The sequence below is a fragment of the Thiocapsa rosea genome (assembly GCF_003634315.1).
GTDB classification, from domain to species: domain Bacteria; phylum Pseudomonadota; class Gammaproteobacteria; order Chromatiales; family Chromatiaceae; genus Thiocapsa; species Thiocapsa rosea.
On sequence record NZ_RBXL01000001.1, the window covers coordinates 4706725 to 4726755 of the forward strand.

At 64.2% G+C, this 20031-nt stretch carries 17 protein-coding genes; 10 read left to right on the forward strand and 7 right to left on the reverse strand.

All coding sequences use genetic code 11. The annotated features are described in order from the left end of the window. Positions 1-42: 42 nt before the first annotated feature. Positions 43-555, reverse strand: coding sequence for a tRNA (adenosine(37)-N6)-threonylcarbamoyltransferase complex ATPase subunit type 1 TsaE (tsaE, locus tag BDD21_RS20900; protein WP_170164850.1), 513 nt, complete (start codon positions 553-555; stop codon positions 43-45). Continuing rightward, the gene (locus BDD21_RS20905) at positions 552-2063 is read right to left on the reverse strand and encodes an NAD(P)H-hydrate dehydratase (protein ID WP_245969722.1); all 1512 of its coding nucleotides are present in this window, start codon (positions 2061-2063) and stop codon (positions 552-554) included. Before BDD21_RS20905 ends, tsaE begins: the two co-directional genes overlap by 4 nt. A 290-nt stretch (positions 2064-2353) precedes the next feature. On the opposite strand from BDD21_RS20905, the gene queG reads away from it, so the two are divergent. Further along, positions 2354-3400 carry a tRNA epoxyqueuosine(34) reductase QueG gene (gene queG / locus BDD21_RS20910; protein ID WP_120798809.1) on the forward strand — a complete coding sequence of 349 codons (1047 nt, stop codon included), beginning with the start codon at positions 2354-2356 and terminating at the stop codon, positions 3398-3400. A gap of 187 nt (positions 3401-3587) precedes the next feature. Here the strand turns inward: queG and orn are convergent, their stop codons facing one another. Beyond that, positions 3588-4136: an oligoribonuclease gene (gene orn, locus BDD21_RS20915; RefSeq protein WP_120798810.1), complete on the reverse strand. Its 549-nt coding sequence runs from the start codon at positions 4134-4136 to the stop codon at positions 3588-3590. A 142-nt stretch (positions 4137-4278) separates the two neighbouring features. On the opposite strand from orn, the gene BDD21_RS20920 reads away from it, so the two are divergent. The 4 genes from BDD21_RS20920 to BDD21_RS20935 all read left to right on the forward strand — a co-directional run bounded on the left by BDD21_RS20920 (position 4279) and on the right by BDD21_RS20935 (position 8020). Then, complete coding sequence (locus BDD21_RS20920; protein ID WP_120798811.1) at positions 4279-4572, forward strand: c-type cytochrome; 294 nt, start codon at positions 4279-4281, stop codon at positions 4570-4572. A gap of 4 nt (positions 4573-4576) precedes the next feature. Then, positions 4577-5590 carry a ribosome small subunit-dependent GTPase A gene (gene rsgA / locus BDD21_RS20925; RefSeq protein ID WP_120798812.1) on the forward strand — a complete coding sequence of 338 codons (1014 nt, stop codon included), beginning with the start codon at positions 4577-4579 and terminating at the stop codon, positions 5588-5590. Positions 5591-5732: 142 nt separating this feature from the next. Further along, positions 5733-6209, forward strand: coding sequence for an EVE domain-containing protein (locus BDD21_RS20930; RefSeq protein ID WP_120798813.1), 477 nt, complete (start codon positions 5733-5735; stop codon positions 6207-6209). Positions 6210-6472: 263 nt separating this feature from the next. Then, complete coding sequence (locus BDD21_RS20935; protein WP_120798814.1) at positions 6473-8020, forward strand: ATP-binding protein; 1548 nt, start codon at positions 6473-6475, stop codon at positions 8018-8020. Positions 8021-8104: 84 nt separating this feature from the next. Here BDD21_RS20935 and BDD21_RS20940 read toward each other — a convergent pair whose 3' ends face one another. The 4 genes from BDD21_RS20940 to BDD21_RS20955 all read right to left on the reverse strand — a co-directional run bounded on the left by BDD21_RS20940 (position 8105) and on the right by BDD21_RS20955 (position 13912). Next, positions 8105-8461, reverse strand: coding sequence for a hypothetical protein (locus BDD21_RS20940; RefSeq protein WP_120800049.1), 357 nt, complete (start codon positions 8459-8461; stop codon positions 8105-8107). 195 nt (positions 8462-8656) lie between these two features. Further along, positions 8657-9955 carry an adenosylmethionine--8-amino-7-oxononanoate transaminase gene (gene bioA / locus BDD21_RS20945; protein ID WP_120798815.1) on the reverse strand — a complete coding sequence of 433 codons (1299 nt, stop codon included), beginning with the start codon at positions 9953-9955 and terminating at the stop codon, positions 8657-8659. A 199-nt stretch (positions 9956-10154) separates the two neighbouring features. Beyond that, positions 10155-11588 carry a GTPase/DUF3482 domain-containing protein gene (locus BDD21_RS20950; RefSeq protein WP_120798816.1) on the reverse strand — a complete coding sequence of 478 codons (1434 nt, stop codon included), beginning with the start codon at positions 11586-11588 and terminating at the stop codon, positions 10155-10157. Continuing rightward, the gene (locus BDD21_RS20955) at positions 11588-13912 is read right to left on the reverse strand and encodes a DUF2868 domain-containing protein (RefSeq protein WP_120798817.1); all 2325 of its coding nucleotides are present in this window, start codon (positions 13910-13912) and stop codon (positions 11588-11590) included. Before BDD21_RS20955 ends, BDD21_RS20950 begins: the two co-directional genes overlap by 1 nt. 355 nt (positions 13913-14267) lie before the next feature. On the opposite strand from BDD21_RS20955, the gene BDD21_RS20960 reads away from it, so the two are divergent. The 5 genes from BDD21_RS20960 (at position 14268) to BDD21_RS20980 (ending at position 19744) form a co-directional block, all read left to right on the forward strand. Beyond that, positions 14268-14639: a hypothetical protein gene (locus tag BDD21_RS20960; protein ID WP_147431172.1), complete on the forward strand. Its 372-nt coding sequence runs from the start codon at positions 14268-14270 to the stop codon at positions 14637-14639. A gap of 140 nt (positions 14640-14779) precedes the next feature. Further along, positions 14780-16858, forward strand: coding sequence for a glycogen debranching protein GlgX (glgX, locus tag BDD21_RS20965; RefSeq protein ID WP_120798819.1), 2079 nt, complete (start codon positions 14780-14782; stop codon positions 16856-16858). Positions 16859-16889: 31 nt separating this feature from the next. Further along, on the forward strand, positions 16890-17906 hold the full coding sequence (gnd, locus tag BDD21_RS20970) for a phosphogluconate dehydrogenase (NAD(+)-dependent, decarboxylating) (RefSeq protein ID WP_120798820.1): 1017 nt from the start codon (positions 16890-16892) through the stop codon (positions 17904-17906). 163 nt (positions 17907-18069) lie between these two features. Beyond that, positions 18070-19560: a glucose-6-phosphate dehydrogenase gene (zwf, locus tag BDD21_RS20975; protein ID WP_120800050.1), complete on the forward strand. Its 1491-nt coding sequence runs from the start codon at positions 18070-18072 to the stop codon at positions 19558-19560. Beyond that, positions 19547-19744, forward strand: coding sequence for a CPXCG motif-containing cysteine-rich protein (locus BDD21_RS20980; RefSeq protein WP_120798821.1), 198 nt, complete (start codon positions 19547-19549; stop codon positions 19742-19744). The genes zwf and BDD21_RS20980 overlap by 14 nt, the downstream gene beginning before the upstream one ends. The last annotated feature ends 287 nt before the right edge of the window (positions 19745-20031 follow it).

Consider the following 20031-nt stretch of genomic DNA (forward strand, 5'->3'; position numbering starts at 1 on the left):
CGTTGAAAGATAGCATGCCGAGCGACGGCTTTCCATGTTGCATCATTGGATTACATCCAACTTCTCAGGCGATGAGCAACGCACTGAATCCACGGATCCGAGCCCGGCCAGCGCCTCCAGGACTGACGCGCCCGACGCCGTTCGGGCCGAGAGACGCAGTCGCCGGCCATTGGGGAGGTAGTCGATCGCAATCACCAGATCCGGAGACGGCAACATCCCGACGCCGCGCTCGGGCCACTCCACCATCCAGACGGCGTCCTCGGCGAGCAGGTCACGCAAGCCCAGAAACTCGAGCTCCTGCGGATCCCCGAGGCGATAGAGATCCAGGTGATTGATGCGTCTGTCCGCCAGCTCGTAAGGTTCGAGCAAGGTATAGGTCGGACTGCGCGCGGCACCGCGATGGCCGAGCCCCGCGAGAACACCTCGGGTCAGGGTCGTTTTACCGGTCCCCAGGTCGCCCTCGAGATAGACGATCAGACGCGGCGGCAAAAGCGCCGCGAGCCGGCCTCCGAAGGCGAGCTGTGCTTCGGGATCGGGCAGCCATTGCTCGATCATGATTCCTCCTGCAGTGCATGCACGCGATTGGCCAGCGGGCGAAGGGCGTCGATGATATCGCTCGCGATAAGCCCGCGCTCGCCCGTACGCGCGGCCCGATCGCCCGCCGCAGCGTGCAGACAGACGCCGGCGCAGGCGGCCTCCTCCGCGTCGAGCCCCTGAGCACGCAAGGCGCCGATGATCCCGGTCAGCACGTCCCCGGAACCGGCGGTTGCCATTCCGGGGTTCCCGTCGCTGCAGACCGCAAGCGGGCGCACCGGATCACCCTGGATCAGTGTCCCGGCGCCCTTCAGGACGGCGACACCGCCGTAGCGCCCCTGCAGCGCATGCGCGCCCGCCGGGCGGTCCTGCTCGATCGCCGCAACATTGGTCCCGAGCAGGCGTGCCGCCTCGCCGGGGTGCGGCGTCAGTACCCAATCCGGCCCCGAGCGGGGTGCCTCGGCGAGGAGGTTCAGTGCGTCGGCATCGACGACCATCGGCATGCCGAGGCCAAGGAGCGACTGCCAGAGATCCCGGCCCCACACCTCGCGACCCAACCCGGGGCCGATCGCCACGACATCGGCCCGCGCGATCAGGGGAGCCAGATCCGCCGAGGTCTCGACCGCCGACACCATCAGCTCGGGACGCGAGAGATTCAGCCAAGCGGCATGCGCCGGATGCGTGGCGATCGTGACCAATCCGGCACCGGCGCGCAGTGCGGCCTCGCCGGCGAGACGCACGGCACCGGACAGCCCGGGTGCGCCGCCGATCACCAACAGGTGCCCGAAGGTGCCCTTGTGTGCCGTGCGCGGACGTCGCCCGAATCGCGCCGACTGCTGATCCCAGTCGATGCGCCGCGCCGAGGCCACCTCGCTGGAATAGACCCGTGCCGGAATCGACAGCGCGCTGAAACGGATCTCGCCGCAGCACTCGGGTCCGGCGCCGATGAAGAGACCTTGTTTGAGTCCGATGAAGCTGACCGTGACATCCGCGCGCACCGCCACGCCCATGACCTGCCCGGTGTCGGCATGCAGGCCCGACGGGATGTCGACGGCAAGCACCGGCGAGCGCTGGTGGTCAAGTGCCTGAATCGCCTCGGCCCAAAGCCCCTCGACGGGGCGTTCCAACCCGGTCCCGAGAAGGGCATCGACCAGGACATCCGAGCGCCGCGGCAGTCCGCGATAAGGCGCGATCGTCCCACCCGCGTCGCACCAGGCGTCGCGACTGAGGGCCGCATCGCCCGACACGCGCTGCGGATCCCCAAGCTGCAGCACACGCACGGCGAGACCCTCGGCCCGTGCCAGGCGCGCGATCACATAGCCGTCCCCGCCGTTGTTTCCGGTCCCGACCAGCACCGTGAGATCGCGCGCATCCGGCCAACGCTCACGTAGGATCCGATAGGCGACCTCCCCGGCCCGGTTCATCAGCTCGATGCCAGGGATGCCGTGATCATCGATGGCGCAGCGGTCGAGATTGCGCACCTGCGCGGCGCGATAGAGCGCATGCGGCAAGCGATCGCGGTCGGGCATCGGATTATTCCGCGGCGGGGATGACATGTGAGGCTCTCGCACGGGGTCGATCGCGGGCGCCGCAAGGCACATGGCTCCGAAGGCGGATCGCGTCGATGACGCATGATGTCGTGAGGCGCTCGGCGTTCATGAATCCCGATGTGCTCGCTGGTTTTGATCGACAGGTTTGATCGAGAGGCTTGATCGATCGGTTTGCTTGGAGGCGACGTCTCGAGACATCAGGTTCAAGTCGACCTCGCATGCGGTCTATTCTTCGGACATCCGAAGCCGCAAACCGAGACGCCACACGAGTGATACCGACAGGAGAGCTTGTCGCCCGCATCAAGCGCCGGGGTTCGGAACTCGGCTTCCAGCAGGTCGGGATCACCGACACCGACCTCGCGTCGGCCGAGTCACGTCTGCTGACCTGGCTCGCCGAGGGCCGTCACGGCACCATGGACTACATGGCCCGTCACGGGCTGAAGCGCTCGCGCCCGGCCGATCTGGTGCCCGGCACGGTTCGCGTGATCTCGGTGCGGATGGACTATCTGCCCGAGTCGCACCGGGCGATGCAGGCCGCGCTAGAGGATCCGCCGCGCGCCTTCATCTCGCGCTACGCACTGGGCCGCGACTATCACAAGCTGCTCAGACGGCGCCTACAGCGCCTCGCCGAGCATATCCTCGCCGAAATCGGCCCCTTCGGCTACCGGGTCTTCGTCGACTCAGCACCCGTTCTGGAGAAACCGCTGGCCGCGAAGGCCGGGCTCGGCTGGATCGGCAAGCACACCAACCTCATCCACCCCCAGGCCGGCTCCTGGTTCTTTCTCGGCGAGATCTACACGGATCTCGCACTGCCGATCGATACCCCGATTGCCGATCACTGCGGCCGCTGTCGGGCCTGCATCGAGGTCTGTCCGACCCGCGCGATCATCGCGCCCTACAGGTTGGATGCCCGCCTGTGCATCTCCTACCTGACGATCGAGCATGCAGGCAGCATCCCGCAGCCGCTGCGCCCCCTGATGGGCAACCGCATCTACGGCTGTGACGACTGCCAACTGGTCTGTCCCTGGAATCGCTTCGCGCAGCTCGCCGCCGAACCGGATTTTCAGGCACGTCACGGTCTGGATACGGCCTCGCTCGTCGAGGTCTTCGGCTGGGACGAGTCGACCTTTCTCGATCGAACGCAAGGCTCCGCGATTCGCCGCATTGGCCACCTCCGCTGGCTGCGAAACATCGCCGTCGCGCTCGGCAACGCGCCCGCATCGGCCGAGGTGAAACAGGCCCTGAGCACCCGTGCGGACCATCCCGACGCCTTGATTCGCGAGCATGTCGGGTGGGCGCTCCGGCGGATCGGTTAACCCGCGTCCAGAGCGACATGCGTCGTTGTCATTGTGCGTTTGGCTTCGGAGATATCCTCGATCCCGGTGAGACGCGGTTTAGAATTCAATATTTTTGAATACTTTAAACCGCGCCGACTCCAACAGTCCTCGGAGCTGGCGCGGCCAAACCACTCCAACACATGACGCATACCGCACCGGGCGCGGTTTAAAGCCCCCGCAAAAGATGCGTGCGATAATGTTTGAGTTCGTCGATGGACTCGCGGATATCGTCGAGGGCCAGGTGTCGCGACTCTTTCTTGAAGGCGCTCGCCACGTCGGGCGCCCAGCGTTGCGCGAGGATCTTCAAGGTGCTCACGTCCAGATTGCGATAGTGGCAGTAGGCCTCGAGCTTCGGCATCCAGAGCGCAAGGAAGCGTCGGTCCTGACAGATGCTGTTTCCGCACAAGGGCGAGGCGCCGGGCGGGACGAAATCCGCGAGAAAGCGCAGGGTCGTCGATTCGGCATCGGATACGCTCTGGGTGCTTGCGCGTACCCGATCGAGCAGGCCGGATCGGCCGTGATGGTCGCGATTCCACTCGTCCATGCCCGCAAGAACGGCTTCGGGCTGATGGATCGCAACGACGGGACCCTCCGCCAGGATGCGAAGATCGCTGTCGGTGATCATGGTCGCGATCTCGAGGATTCGATCGCTCGCGGGGTCGAGCCCCGTCATCTCGAGATCGAGCCAGATCAGATGATTCTCGTTCTTGGTCAAATGCCTGCTCTCCTGCAATACGCAATCGGGTGAGCCGACAGCCTGGTCTAACCCGGCGGTCGACACCATGATCGGCTAGGGTAGCGGCGTTTTCGCCTGCTGGCGACCTTGCTCATTCCAACAATCCTTCGGAGGCTCATCCATGAAGATCCAGTCCATTCTCCTCGGCGCGGGCACAGCCGTGCTTCTCGGCCTCGGTTCGGTCACGGCACAGGCGCAACCCAGCGAGAAGGCCGAGGAACTCTACGAAACCAACTGCCTGAGCTGCCACGGCAGCGAGATCTACACGCGCGACGGACGCATGGTCACCTCGTTCGACGGACTCGAGCGGCAGGTCCAACGCTGCGAGACCGCGCTCGGGCTGCGGTGGTTCGATGAAGACATCAAAGACGTCGCCAGCTATCTAAACCATCACTTCTACAGTTTCGAGCGCTGAGCCGGTGACGAAACGGCGGCTGTCCGGACGCCAGATCGAGCGGATCCAAACCATCCAGGACCGCCGCCGCCAGCGCCTCGCCTCGCGCGTCGACAACGCCTTGTCGGAGATCGAAGGCGAGCCGTTGCCCGTGGAGGGGCGAGTCGTCGTCCGCCACGGGGCCAATCTGGCGGTCGAGGACGCCGAGGGCGACATCACCCATTGTCTGTCGCGTCAGAATATCGGGCATCCGGTCTGCGGGGATCGCGTGGTCTGGCAACGCACCGCGGACAATCAGGGTGTCGTCACGGCCATCCTGCCGCGGCAAACGCTGCTGAGCCGCCCCGACTTCGGCGGTCGCGACAAGCCGTTGGCGGCCAACCTGACGCGCCTGGTGATCCTGATCGCGCCGCGGCCCGAGCCGAGCGATTATTTGATCGATCAGTATCTGGTGGCGGCCGAGACCATGGGGGTGGAGGCCATCATCGTGGCCAACAAGATGGATCTGCTCGACCCCGACGATCGTGCAGCGTTTCAGGAACGTTTCGCCTATTACGGGGCCATCGGTTATTCACTCCTCTGGACCAGTCTGCGTGAGCCGGAGACCCTGGTCGACCTGATCCGTCATCTCGGCGGGCAAACGAGCATCCTGGTGGGCCAATCCGGCGTCGGAAAATCATCCTTGGTTAAGGTGCTGCTGCCGGATCGCGAGATCCAGATCGGCCGACTCTCCAAGGCCACCGGCCTCGGGCGCCATACCACCTCGGCGGCGACCTGCTATCGATTGGCCGAGGACGGCGCCTTGATCGACTCCCCGGGCGTGCGCAGCTTCCGCACGGGTCCGCTCGACCGCGACGCCTTACAGCAAGGGTTTCGCGAGCTGCGTCCCTATATCGGACACTGCCGGTTCGCAGACTGCCGACATGATCAAGAGCCCGAGTGCGCCATCCGCGGCGCCGTCGCAGAGGGTCTCATCGCCCCGCAGAGGCTCGCCAATTTCAAACATCTGCTGGCCGAAGCGGAGCAGGCACGCACCTAAACCGCGCCCGGTGCGGTATGCGTCATGTGTTGGAGCTGGCGCGTTTTAGAGTATTGAACCGCGTCCAAAGCGACAAGCGACGCATACCACGCCGGGCGCGGTTTAAGCCCCGTCACGCGATGCCGAATCAGGACACGACAGGATGAACTACTGGCTGATGAAATCCGAGCCTGACGCCTTCGGTCTCGACGACCTGGCCGCGCGCCCCGACCGGACCGAGCCCTGGGACGGGGTACGCAACTACCAGGCCCGCAACATGCTGCGCGATGCGATGCGCCCGGGCGACCAGATCCTTTTTTATCACTCCAACTGCACAGTGCCGGGCGTGGTCGGGATCGCCGAGGTCGCCAGCGACGCCTATCCCGACAGCACCGCCTTCGATCCCGAGGCGAAGTATTTCGATCCCAAGAGCGACCCGGAGAAACCCCGGTGGTATCTGGTGGAGGTGCGCTACGTGCGCCACCTGAAACGGACCCTCTCGCTCGCCGAGCTCAAGGCGCATGCCGACGGCGCCCTCGCCGGCTTCCCTCTCGTGCGCAACGGCAATCGGCTCTCCGTCATGCCGGTCACGCCCGAGCAATGGGACTTTATCCTCGCCCTTGAGTCCGAAACCGATTGAGTTGATTTCCGGGAACGGCTCTACCGGCAGAGCCGGAACCAAGAAAAGTGGTCGAAGGCTCTACTCGTTGTCGTTGTCGCAATCGGATTCCGGACGACAACGACAACGAAGATTTCCGGGACGGTTTGCTCGAGACCTGCGGCTTAATGGACTCGATGCCTTCCGGGCATGCGCAGACGGGATGCCAATGCTTGGAAATCACCTTAGGCGACGAGTAGAGTTCGGCGAAAAATCCAGTCACGTTCGCGCCGTCAAGGTCCGCCATGCACCGCCGTAAACTGCCGATCGGGATCCAGACCTTCGCCAAGATTCGGGAGGATGATTTTTACTATGTCGACAAAACCGGCTTTATCCGCCAGTTGGTCGACGAGGGCAGCCAGTATTTCCTGTCGCGCCCGCGTCGTTTCGGCAAGTCGCTGCTGATCGATACCCTCGCGGAGCTTTTCGCGTGCAACGAGCCCCTGTTTCGAGGGCTCGCGATCCATCCGCATTGGGACTGGACGACCCCTTATCCGGTCATTCGGATCAGCTTCGGCGGGGGTGTGGTACGCGATCGCGCCGAGCTCGATCGGCGCATCCTGGATCTCTTGTCCCGTAATCAACGCGCGCTCGGTCTCGTCTGTCGGGACACGACGGACATCGTGGGTTGTTTTGCCGAGTTGCTCGCGCTGGCCCATGCCGCCACCGGCCAACGGGCAGTGGTGCTGGTGGATGAATACGACAAGCCGATCCTCGACAACCTGAGCGACGCGAAGACCGCGCGGGAGCTCCGCGACGGACTGCGGAATCTCTATTCGGTCATCAAGGACAACGACGCCCACATCCGTTTTGCGTTTCTTGTCGGCGTGAGCAAGTTCAGCAAGGTCAGCATCTTTTCGGGACTCAACAGTCTGAAGGACATCACGGTCGATGTCCGTTACTCGGCGCTCTGCGGTTATACCGAGGCCGATGTCGACAGCGTCTTCGCCCCCGAGCTTGCGGGCCTGGAGCGCGAGCAGATCCGGCTCTGGTACAACGGCTACAACTGGACCGGCGAGGCAGTCTACAACCCCTTCGATCTCCTCTTGTTGTTCGATGCACGCGAGTTCCGCACCTGGTGGTTCGAGACGGGGACGCCGACCTTTCTGGTGGATCTGCTCACCGCACGCGGTTTCTTTACGCCAGATCTGGCCGGACTGCATGCCTCCGAGGCATTGATCTCGACCTTCGACGTGCACAACATGCCCTCGGAGGCATTGCTCTGGCAAAGCGGCTATCTGACCTTCACCGGCTCCCGGCGCCTCGGCGCGCGGCTCGAATATGCCCTGGGCTATCCCAATCTGGAGGTCGAAATCGCGCTGAACGATGCGCTCCTGAAAGGGCTGATAGGCGACCCCATGCAGGCCGATCGGGCCGTGAGCCGGCTCTACGACGTGCTCGTCGCCGGTGACTTCACGGCATTGCGCGCGCATCTCGAAAGCCTCTTCGCGGCCATCCCCTATCCCTGGCACACCGGCAATCCGATCGCCCGTTTCGAGGGTTACTATGCGAGCGTCTTCTACAGCCATCTGGCCGCGCTGGGCTTGGATCTGACCCCGGAGGAGACGAGCAACCAAGGCCGTATCGACCTGACTTTGAAGTTCAATGCCTGCATCTGGCTGTTTGAATTCAAGGTCGTCGAGCTGGCACCGGAAGGGCGAGCGCTCCAACAGATCAAGGACCGCGGTTATGCCGACAAATACCGCGCCCTGGGTCAGCCGATCCACCAGATCGGGATCGAATTCAGTCGCGAGCGTCGCGCCTTGGTCGGCTTCGAGGTGGAAACGCTGTGAGTCTCCGGCTACGGATGGACGCGTTTGCCGACGTATACTGGCGTGTGACCCACGCCGTGTGCCTGAATGACGACGGCGCCCGAATCACATCTGTCGGACAACGGAGGCCTGCTGCAGCCCGAGCGCCTGCTGGCCCAGCTTCAGTGCCTGCTCGGCAAAGGCATCCAGATCGCCCCAGCGATCGTCCGTATCCACCACCTCGGACATAACCTCGCCGACGATACCGAGCCGGTAGGCCCCGTCGGCACGCTCGGCTGGAGGGCTTGGCTCGACACAGACATAGAAGACGGGCTCGCGCTGTCCGGTTTGCACGAACGCGAGGATGTACCGATAGGTACGGCTATCCCCGCTCTCGATCTCGCCGAGCAGCGATGCCGAGTGATTGCCGACCTGATAGCGGCGTTTCGGGATAGCGGTCTTGATGATGGGGCGGTCTTGCATGGCACAGCTCCTGAGGCATGTCGAATCGGGGGGCGGTTTGATCCCTTTGTCCTCCATGTGGGGTCGTTCGCGCGGCAACGCAGGCCGAAGCAACACTCCTCGTTCGTTGTCGTTGTCGTTGTCGTTGTCGTTGTCGTTTCCATGGTCGATGACGACAACGACAACGAACAGTCTCGACACCTCTGCGGTGCGGCACTATCCGGATGACTCCACCGCCATGTCGCCGAGGACTGAGACGACCGAAGCGCAGAGTGTCGCAAGCTCCTCGTCGCCGATGATGTAGGGCGGCATGAGATACACCAGTCGGCCGAACGGGCGCACCCAGACCCCGCGCGCGACAAAACGGCGCTGGATCTCGCGCATGGAGACAGGCGCGCACATCTCGACCACACCGATCGCGCCGAGCACGCGCACCTCGGCCACGCCCGGAACGTCTCGGCAGCCCGCCAGTCCGGCGGCCAGACCGCGCTCGATCCGAGCGATGTTGGCTCGCCAGTCGGAGGCCAGCAAAAGATCGATGCTGGCATTGGCGATTGCGCAGGCAAGCGGATTGCCCATGAAGGTCGGGCCGTGCATGAAGACGCCGGGCTCGCCCGAGGAGATGGTACGGGCGACTCGATCGGTCGCGAGCGTCGCCGCCAGGGTCAGATAGCCGCCTGTCAGGGCCTTGCCGAGCGTCATGATGTCGGGCGCAATGCCGGCATGCTCGCAAGCGAAGAGCGCGCCGGTGCGCCCGAAGCCGGTGGCGATTTCGTCGGCGATCAGGAGCACCTCGAAGCGGTCGCAGAGCCGGCGAGCCTCCGCCAAATACTCGGCGCTGTAAAAGCGCATTCCCCCCGCCCCCTGCACGATCGGCTCGAGGATGACCGCGGCCAGCTCCGCGTGATGCCGCTCGATCAAGGCAGTAAACTCGGCGATGTGCTCCGGCCGACAAGGCTCGCCGAATCGGCACGCGGGCGCCGGCGCAAAGACCTGCTCGGGCAGCACGCGGCTGAAGAGATGGTGCATCCCGGTCACCGGATCACAGACCGACATGGCCCCTTGGGTGTCCCCGTGATAGCCCGAGCGGATCGTCATGAGGCGGTGCCGCTCGGGTCGTCCGGCGGCCTGCTGGTACTGGATGGCCATCTTGATGGCAACCTCGACCGAAACCGAGCCGGAGTCGCAGAGAAAGACCTGCTGCAGCGGCTCCGGGGTCAGCTTCACCAGGGTCTCGATCAGGCGCACTGCCGGCTCGTGGGTCAGCCCGCCGAACATGATGTGCGACATGGCGTCGAGCTGATCTCGCGCCGCCTGATTGATGACCGGATGGTTGTAGCCGTGGATCGCGCACCACCAGGACGACATGCCGTCGATCAGCTCGCGGCCGTCCATAAGCCGGAACCGACAGCCCGACGCCGAGCGCACGGCATAGACCGGATCGCGATCGATCGTAGAGGTGTAGGGATGCCAGGCGTGAGCCCGGTCGATCCCGAGCAGCTCGTCCTCTTTCATCCTAAACCGCGTCCAGAGCGATATGCGTCGTGTTCATGTTGTATCGGGCTCAAGGATCTTTCCGACCTTTGGAGTGACGCGGTTTAGAATTTAATTTTTTTAAGACGTTAAACCGTGCCAGCTCCGACAGTCGTCGGAGCTGGCGCGGCCAAGCCATTCCAGCAAACAACGCATACCGCACCGGGCGCGGTTTAAGCGATTACAGATCCGCTCGACTGTCGATCTCGCTCACTGCGAGCCCTTGCAGGATGCCTCTGATGATCGCGCGACACTCCTCCTCGCGCTCGGATTTGCCCTTCTTTGCCGCGTTGAAGAACCGCGCCAGATCACGTTGCTGCGCGGCGGGCAGCTCCTCCGTGAAACCGGCCCGGCGGATCTCCTTCTCGGGCATCTTGTCGGGCGCGTCCTCCTCCGCGGCTTGGCGACCGTGCGACCAGTTCATGGCCCGCGCACTGTAGAGCACGATGCGATCCAGGAGGACGAAGGGAAAACGCGGATTGTGAACCGGTCCGACCGTGAAACGCTGCGTTCCCGAGGCGCGCTCGATGTTGAGTTTGGCCAGTGCCTTGCTTCCGACGAACCCCAAGACCCCGCCCGTCGCCGCACCGATCAACGCGCCTGCTCCGAAGGTATGCCCGGCCGTCGAGATGTCGATGGTCGCACCCGAGGCCGCACCCGCAGCCATGCCGACCAAAGCAAGCTGGCGCTTGGATAGACCGAGCGCCTGATTCACGTCCTCCGAGAGCAGATCCTTGCCGAGAATCGAATCCGGGGGCATATCCCAGACATGGTGCCGAAAATTCGCGCGGATCTGCTCCTGCGCCTTCCTTTCGAGCTGGCGCAGCCCGTCTTCGAACGCCGCCGTCACATCCTCCTTGACACGCTCGCGACCGCTCTCGAAGACCAGCTTGCTCTCCTTCACCGTCTTGGACACCTTGAAGGTGAGCGCATCCTTGAGCAGATCAAGAATGGTGGTCACGGCCTGATCGGTACGCCGGTTCCAGTCATGCTCGAAGGCATGGATCGCTTCTTCGACGAGCGGCTCCCAGCGCTGATCGATGCTCTTGAGCGCCTGCATCAACCGCACGCGCTCCCCGTAGGTGGCGCGATGGGCATTGAAGTCGCGGATCGAGTTGAACGTCTTGCAGAGCGCATCGCGCCACTGGGCCATGTAACGCGTGTTGTTGGTCAGGTTGTTCAGGATCGCCATGCGCGGGCGGGCGGTCAGACGCAGCAGCTCGATCTCGACCCGGTCCTTTTCCTTGATGCGTTTGGAGCCGTCGACCACCAGGATGATGGCGGCGCCCTCGGCAACCGGCTCGAGAAGCTCGCAGTCGTGCGAAAAGAGGGGGTCTGCCCGATGCGCGGCAACGAACGCCCGCGCCAGCTCGCACTTGTCGCTTTGGGCCTGAAACCATTCCAGGATCGCGTTGGGATTCTGAAAGCCAGGGGTATCGATGAACTCGATCACCGGTCGCCCGTCGATGACGACGGGATAGACGTTCGCCTCGGTCGTGGTGCCCGCGCGTTTATCGATCTGGATCAGGTCGTTTTCGGTCAGTGTCGCGACCACGGAGGACTTGCCGGCATTCGGGTGCCCCATGATCGCCAGTCTTGGAATCTTCCCGGACATCAGTCGTCTCCATCCTCGTGTGGCGGCGCAAGCATTTCCAAGCGCAGATAGGGGTCGGCCATCTGATCGATCTTGCGCCGCCAGTCCGTGTAATCGAACGGGCGCATCGGCGGCAGACGGTCATCGTCGGTCGGATCACCCACAAGGGCGAGCATGATCTGGGCACGTGTCCCGGCCGCTGCGCGCAGCTCGCGCAGGAAGCGCAGGCTCTCCGTGATCGGGGGCTGAGAGCCGTCCTCCACCACCACGACCCGAGGCGGCGGTGCCTGCCAGTCGCCCCGCTCCAGGACACCGAGTGCCTCGTCGGTCATCGCGGTGCCGGCACCGACGGTCGCCGTCGCCGCAACCCGCCATCCGGTGAGGTGCATCAGCATCTGCTCCAGGCGCGGGCGATCCTCGTCCTCGAGGACGTCGTCGATGTCGACGTGCAGCAGAAGCAAACAGGCGTCGGGGGCAAAGCGAGTGCCTTTCGCGGGTGTTGACGTCGGCGGTGTCGGAACGGCAACTGCGGCTGCCGGTGCCGGCTCGGGGGTCTGCTCGGGGTGAGGCGTCGGTGTCTCTGCAATCTGCGGCCGAGGCGAGGGTTGCTCAGGCGGTTTCGCCGGCGGCTTCTCGGCGCCCTTCGAATCCGCTCCCTTCGCAACGGCGGACTGTGCTTTCGCCTGCTTCGGCGCGGCTGGCTTTTTGGCGGGGGCGGAGGGCACCTCGACCGGCCCGGCTTCCGTCTTGGCAGGTCTTTGCTCGGACTCTTTCGACGTTGGCTCGGCCTCCGGCTCGGGGCTGACCCGTGCAGCAGGCGCGTCCGCAACAACGGGGATTGCGTCCTCGGGGACCGTCGAAGGCGCCTCGACCGCACGCGGCAACATCGGTTGCTGCGCGGGCTGCGCGGCAGGAACCCTTTTCGGGACATCGACAGGCGGCGCGACGACAGGCGGTGTCGCAGGCGCAGCTGCAAGCGGGGGTGGCGGAGTCGAGGTCGGCGCCTCGTCGCCCGGCTCGACACGGCGAACCAATGCATTTCGCCAAGGGCGCGCCGAGGTCGGCGCTTCCGCTGCGGTCGGACCGTCCGGTCCCGATGGACGCGGCTTGCGCGAGGTCGACGCGGCCGGGATCGGCATCTCGTTGCCCCTCTCGCCGCCCGAGCGTTCACCGCTCGGCGTCGTCTCGATGCGCGGCGAGAGCATGCGAGCATAGAGCGCCTGGGTGCGGCTGTGGGTGAAGGGCAAGCGCGCCAGAATCAGGCGTCGGGCCAGCACCGACCCGCCCCACAGCATCAACCTGGGCAGCAGCCCGTAAGTGATGACCGACATGACCAGGAACGAGCCCCAGGATCGCAGGTGCGCCGGATCCGGCTTGACGTTCGGCGTGACGCTCGCCCAGTGCTCGAGAAAGATGCGCGAGCCGGCCACCTGCTCCAGGCTCGGGTAGCCGATGCCTTCGCCGAGCAGCCAGCTCCAAGGCAGCGCGATCAAACGGGTCAAGTCGAAGATCGTCTGCGGATGGACGTTGAGGGTCGAACCCCAACCGAAGGCCAGGTCGGTGAACCATTCCAGCGTCAGGGTCGTCAGGATGACGCCGATGTTGAAGGCGACCCCGAAGATCTGGGCCGGGATCAACAAGGGCAGGTAAGAGACCGGACCATAGACCGCGTATTGCGACTTGAGAAGTCCGTGCCGAGCGTGCGCTTGATCCTGGATCTCGGCCGCGGCGTGGCCGATCCGCTGCCTCTGAAGCCAGCTCGCAGCCTTGGCAACGAGCGGACGCACCACATGCATCAAGATGCCGGGCGCCGTGTCCGCGCCGCGCCCGCGCGCCTTGCGCAGCCCCCAGGCCGTGACCAGCGACGCCACGAGGAGAAACTGCACGATGACCAGAAGAAAGAGATACCAGGAGACGCTGACCGGACGGGTACCGTCGTAGCTGAGCAGCGTGGAGGCCACCCCGATCCCGAAGATGAATCCGACAACCGCGAGCAGCAGGGTGACCAGCCGCTCGGCGCTCCCGAACGCAGCTCCCGGCAGGATCCCGCGCATCTCAGGAGGCTCCGCATTGCGGCGAGCCGCCAGCCATCGGCGCAGGCTGAAGCGCCGATGTGCCGGGGTATGCGGCGGCTGATCGCCGATCTCGGGCGCGATCGCGTCGAGGTAGAGCGAACGATCGCGCTCGGCAAAGGTCTTGCGCGCCGACGGATGCTCTCGCAGCTCGCTTTCGTCGGCATTCAAGTAGTACTCGAAGTCGATCAGATCGGCGACCGTCCAATCGCGCGCCTCATCGGGTACGGCGTGGACTTTGGTCGAATCGGCCGGATGATGTCTAAAATCCATAGGGATGCGTCAAGACTCCTCGATGCTGGTCAATCGCCCTTCGGTGTATGTCGTGGCGGCCTGTTGTCGGCGCCTGGAGCCGACGCACCGAGCTTAACCCAATGCTCGGACGCGGCCCGTCGGTTATTCTGATCCGTCGCCTCGACTCGGGTCGAGTGCAACGGCGGCCGATCATTGTTCGAAATATCCCACAGTCCGGCCTTCAATTCACGTTTACCCCTTCGACGCCCGAGCATACACCCTCGGCGCGGGCGAGCGGCGCTCTCGTCATCCCGTGCGATCCCGTGCAATCCGTGCAAACAGGTGCCCGAGCATGGCATCATCGGGGCTCGTCGGTGACTCACCGGAGCATGCCATGACACGCGATTCGAGCCCCGCCATGCCGCGCCTCGCGGTCCTCGCCGCCGCACTCCTCGCCGGCGCGGCATTCCTGTACATGGTGAAGTTGATGCACGATATCTCCGCGAATGTCGCCCTGATGGCGGGCGAGATGGCATCCATGTCGGCCGACATGGGCCGGATGCGCCTGGATATGACCTCGCTCGCCCGAGACGTCTCCGCCATGGGCCAACAGGTCGCCACCCTGCCTGCCATCGCCGAGGACATGGGCAGGATGCGCGTTGGAATGGAACGCCTCTCGGGGATCGTCGGCGGCAGCGACCAGATGCCGGCAGTCAACCCGATGGGCGTGATTCAACAGATGATCCCCGGCAGCGATCGGCGCTAAACCGCGTCCAGTGCAAAATGCTCGCTTTCGAGTGAGCTCGGCGTTTGATGCAGCCACGGCCCTTCGCGGGGACGCGGTTTAGACACAGATCGGCGTCCCTTCGGGCGACGTCCGGATGGCCTCACGTCAGGAGAACGACGATGGCGAAGGCGAGATACTCGGTTCAACCCGGCAACTGGGACAACGCCGGGGCCAGAGCAACGGACAACGGGGTGAATTTCTGCATCTTCTCGCGCTATGCGGAAGACATTCAGCTGCTGCTGTTCGAAACGTCAGCCAGTCCCGAGCCCTACGAGATCATCGCCCTGGATCCGCAGGTGAATCGAACCTTCTTCTTCTGGCACATCTTCGTCGAGGGCTTGGGCGAGGGAGTCTTCTACAACTGGCGCATCCGCGGCACCTGCGACACCCGCGAGATCGGGTGTCGGATGGACGGCGAGAAGGCGCTCCTCGACCCCTGGGCCGTCACGGTCGACGATCGGCTGTGGAACCGGGAGGTGGCCTGCCGCCCCGGCGACAATGTCGCCACCGCGATCCGCGCGCAGGTCGTACACGACCGTTACGATTGGGAAGGCGACACGCCCCTATATATCCCGCTGAACGCCGCAGTGATTTACGAGATGCACGCCGGCGGCTTTACGCGCCATCCCTCGTCCGGGGTTGCACACCCCGGTACCTTCGGTGCCGTGATCGAGAAAATACCCTATCTGCAGGACCTCGGGATCACCCATGTCGAGCTGATGCCGATCATGGCCTTCGATCCCCAAGACGTCCCGCCGAAGACCGCGGCCATGGGCCTCGAGAACTACTGGGGATACAGCACCCACAGTTTCTTCGCACCGCATCCCGGCTTCGCGCTGGATCCGTCGCGTGCCCGCGACGAGTTTCGCGATCTGGTCAAGGCCCTGCACCGTGCCGGCATCGGGGTGATCCTGGATGTCGTCTTCAATCACACCGCAGAGGGCGGCAACAGCGGCCCGACGATCAGTTTCAAAGGGATCGGCAACGAGGTCTTCTATCATCTGGATTTCTCCGATCGGCGCCTCTACCGCGACTACACCGGTTGCGGCAACACGGTGAACTGCAACCATCCGATCGTCACACGCTTCCTCATCGATGCCTTGCTCTACTGGGTGCGTCAGATGCATGTGGACGGATTTCGCTTCGATCTCGCCAGCGCCCTGGCGCGCGGCGAGGACGGCAACCCCCAGTATCACGCGCCGATCCTTTGGGCGACCGAGCTGTCACCCGCGCTGGGCCGTTCACACATCATCGCAGAGGCTTGGGACGCGGCAGGGCTCTATCAGGTCGGCGACTTCCCCGGCTTTCGATGGGCCGAGTGGAACGGACGCTATCGCGATCTGATGCGCAGCTTCGTCAAAGGCGACACCGGCATGGTCGCCGAGGTGGCGACTCGGATGGCCGGCTCGAGCGACTTGTATCAGAGCCGCGGACGGCTTCCGAGCAATTCCATCAACTTCATCACCTGCCACGACGGCTTCACCCTCTGGGATCTAGTGAGCTACAACCGCAAGCACAACGAGGCCAACGGCGAGGACAACCGCGACGGCCACAACGACAACCTGAGCTGGAACTGCGGTGTCGAAGGCCCGACCGATGATCCGGCGATCCTCGCGTTGCGGCGACGCCAGGCCCGCAACTTCATCGCCGTCCTCATGCTGAGCCAGGGCGTGCCCATGCTGCGATCCGGCGACGAGGTGCTGCAAAGCAAACAGGGCAACAACAACAGCTACTGCCAGAACAACGCCCTCTCTTGGTTCGACTGGACCCTGCTCGAGGACAACTGCGGGATGCACGACTTCGTCCGGGGTATGATCGCCTTTCGTCAACGCCACCCGACCCTGCGTCGCAGCCGTTTTTTGACCGGCGAGCCCGCGAACGGCCAGACCTTGCCGGATATCACCTGGCACGGAGTGGGACTCGATTCCCCGGAATGGGACAACCCCGCAGCGCAATCCTTGGCCCTCACCCTCGCCGGGATCACCGCCGAGGAGCCGCCTCTTCACATCATGATCAATATGGGAAAGGCTCCACTGGAGTTCGCGGTTCCACCGCTCGCCGGCCGGTCCTGGCATGTGGCGATCGACACCGACCGCGAACCGGCGATCTTGGAGCATCCCGATCCGTGCCCAACGTCCGGGTCGCGTGTCCGGGTCGCCCAGCGTAGCCTGATGGTGCTCGAAGGCCGCGCCGTCTAAAACCTTTAGCCGCCAATAGGGGAAACGCCTCATGCAACTCGCAATGATCGGTCTCGGTCGAATGGGCGCCAATATGGTGCTCCGGCTTATGCGCGCCGGACATCGGTGTGTCGTCTATGATCGCGATCCCGCCGCAGTCGCGGCGCTGGTCGCCGAAGGCGCCGTCGGTGCGCAGGACATGGCCGATCTCTGCGCCAAGCTCGAAGCGCCGCGCAACATCTGGATCATGGTTCCGGCGGCGGTCGTGGACCAGGTCATCGACGATCTGATCCCGCATCTGGAGACCGACGACACCCTCATCGACGGGGGCAACTCGAACTACCGCGACGACATCGCCCATGCAAAGCGCCTCGCACCGAAGGGGATCCACTTCGTCGACTGCGGAACCAGCGGAGGCGTCTGGGGTCTGGAACGGGGCTACTGCCTGATGATCGGCGGGGAGGACGAGGCGGTCGAACGGCTTGATCCGGTCTTCGCCGCCCTCTCGCCCGGCCCGGGCGAGATCGAGCGCACGGCCGGACGCGACGGCGCCTTCAGCCGCTCCGAGCAAGGCTATCTGCACTGCGGCCCCAACGGTGCGGGCCATTTCGTGAAGATGGTCCACAACGGCATCGAGTATGCGCTGATGGCCGCCTACGCCGAGGGCTTCAACATCCTCAAGCATGCCGGCGTCGGGCTCGATGAGCATGCGGTGGATGCCGAGACCGCGCCTCTGGCCAATCCCGAGCATTATCAATACCGCATCGACGTCGGCGAGGTCGCCGAGGTCTGGCGTCGCGGCAGCGTGGTGGCCTCCTGGCTGCTGGACCTGACGGCAACGGCGCTGCGCGCGGACCCGCAGCTTGAAGGATTCAGCGGCCGCGTCTCGGACTCGGGCGAGGGCCGTTGGACCTGCCTCGCGGCGATCGAGACCGGTACACCGGCGCCCTTGCTCACCACCGCACTCTTCGAGCGCTTCAGCTCGCGCGGCGAGGCGGATTTCGCCAATCAGATCCTCTCGGCCATGCGCTATCAGTTCGGCGGCCATCACGAGAAGCCCGAACGTTAAGCCGCGCCCGGCCGGTTATGCGCTGTTTTCGGATGGGGTCAGCCCCGGAAGACTTGACGAGCGTTGGAGCTGGCGCGGTTTAAGTTGACGAACAAAAAGGAGAGATCCCTTGCCCACACAGCGCTTGAGCGCCGAAACCACACCGCCCGCCCCGCCGAACGCCATGATCATCTTCGGTGCCGCGGGCGATCTGACCAAGCGCAAGCTGATCCCCGCGCTCTTTCATCTGTGCCACGGAAACCTGCTCCCCGACACCTTCGCGGTCGTCGGGCTGGACCGATTGGAGATGGACGACACGGCTTTTCAGGCGATGATGGCCGAGGAGGTCCAACGTAACGTCGGAAGTGCATGGAATGCAGAGACTTGGGCGCGCCTGTGCGATCGGCTGCACTACATGCAGGGCAACATCACCGACCAGGCGACCTACATCGAACTCTGCGAGCGCCTTTCCGGGATCGATGCCGAGCGGGGAACCGACGGAAACTATCTCTTCTATCTTGCTGTTCCGCCATCGCTCTTCGGCGACATCACACGCTTGCTCGGTGCCGTCGGACTGACCGCAGAGTGCGAGAACGACTGGCGTCGCGTCATCATCGAAAAGCCGTTCGGCATCGATCTGGACAGCGCCAAGGCGCTTAACCGGATGCTCCACGAGACGCTGGACGAGGACCAGATCTACCGTATCGACCACTATCTGGGCAAAGAGACGGTCCAGAACATTATGGTCTTTCGGTTTTCCAACGGCTTCATCGAGCCGCTCTGGAATCGTCAACACATCGATCATGTCCAGATCACGGTGGCCGAATCCGTCGGCGTGGAGCATCGCGGGCCCTACTACGATACGGCGGGCGCCTTGCGGGACATGATCCCGAACCACCTCTTGGTTCTGCTCGGGTTTCTCGGGATGGAGCCGCCGAACTCGTTCGACTCGCAAGCCGTGCGCGACGAGATCAACAAGGTCCTCGACGCCGTCCATCCCCTGACGCCGGAGCAGGTCCTCACAAACGCCGTGCGTGGCCAATACGGCGAAGGCGTGATGCCGAACGGAGAGAAGGTGCCCGCCTACCGATCCTCCCCGGGAGTTGATCCCAACTCGCGCACCGAGACCTTCGCCGCGCTCAAGCTGACGATGGACAACTGGCGCTGGGCCGGGGTGCCCTTCTATCTGCGCACCGGCAAACGCTTGACGGCGCAATACACGGAGGTGGTCATCCAGTTCAAGCGGGCGCCCAAGATCATGTTCAAGGACGCCGACACCGCCCAGATGAACCCGGACATGTTGGTGCTGCGCATCCAGCCGAACGAAGGCATCCAGATCAGCTTCGGGGCGAAGATCCCCGGGCCGCGGATGCGTGTGGGCACGGTCAACATGGACTTTTGCTATGCCGACTACTTCGGCAATGCCCCCGCAACGGGTTACGAAACACTCATCTACGACTGCATGAACGGCGATGCCACGCTCTTCAAGCACGCCGACACGGTCGAAAAAGGCTGGGAGATCGTCCAATCGGTCCAGGACGTCTGGTCCGCCCTGCCCGCCCGCGACTTTCCCAACTATGCCGCCGGCACCTGGGGCCCGGCCGCCGCGGGCGATCTGCTCAAGAACGACGGGCGCCTCTGGCGGCGGATTACGACTCCCGATGAACCCACTTGAGACCCGCGATGCGCGTTGTCCCTGGTGCGACGCTCCGATCGAGCTGACGATCGACGTCAGCGCCGTTCCGCAGACCTACATCGAAGACTGCCAGGTCTGTTGCGCCCCGATCGTCGTCCGCGTCGCCATGGATCCGGACCTGGAAGACGACCTGGTCATCACCTTGGAGCGTGACGGCGATTGACGCCTTGCTCACGCAGGACAGGAACTGTAGCGAGACCCTTCGAGATCGTTGTCGTTGTCGTTGTCGTTGTCGGATCGATCATCGATTACGACAACGACAACGACAACGAACGGTCTCGACAGGTCTTGCATCCCAAGCCCGCCTCGGGTGAAATTCGCGCCCGAGCAGCGTCTGAGGCCCGACAGACGCCCAACCGCGCCAAGGTCCAATACGCCGAGGTTTTCCCGAAACCGGACTCGGCGGTCCCGAATCGCTCGATCCTCGACGCGGTTTCCATTCCCAACAAA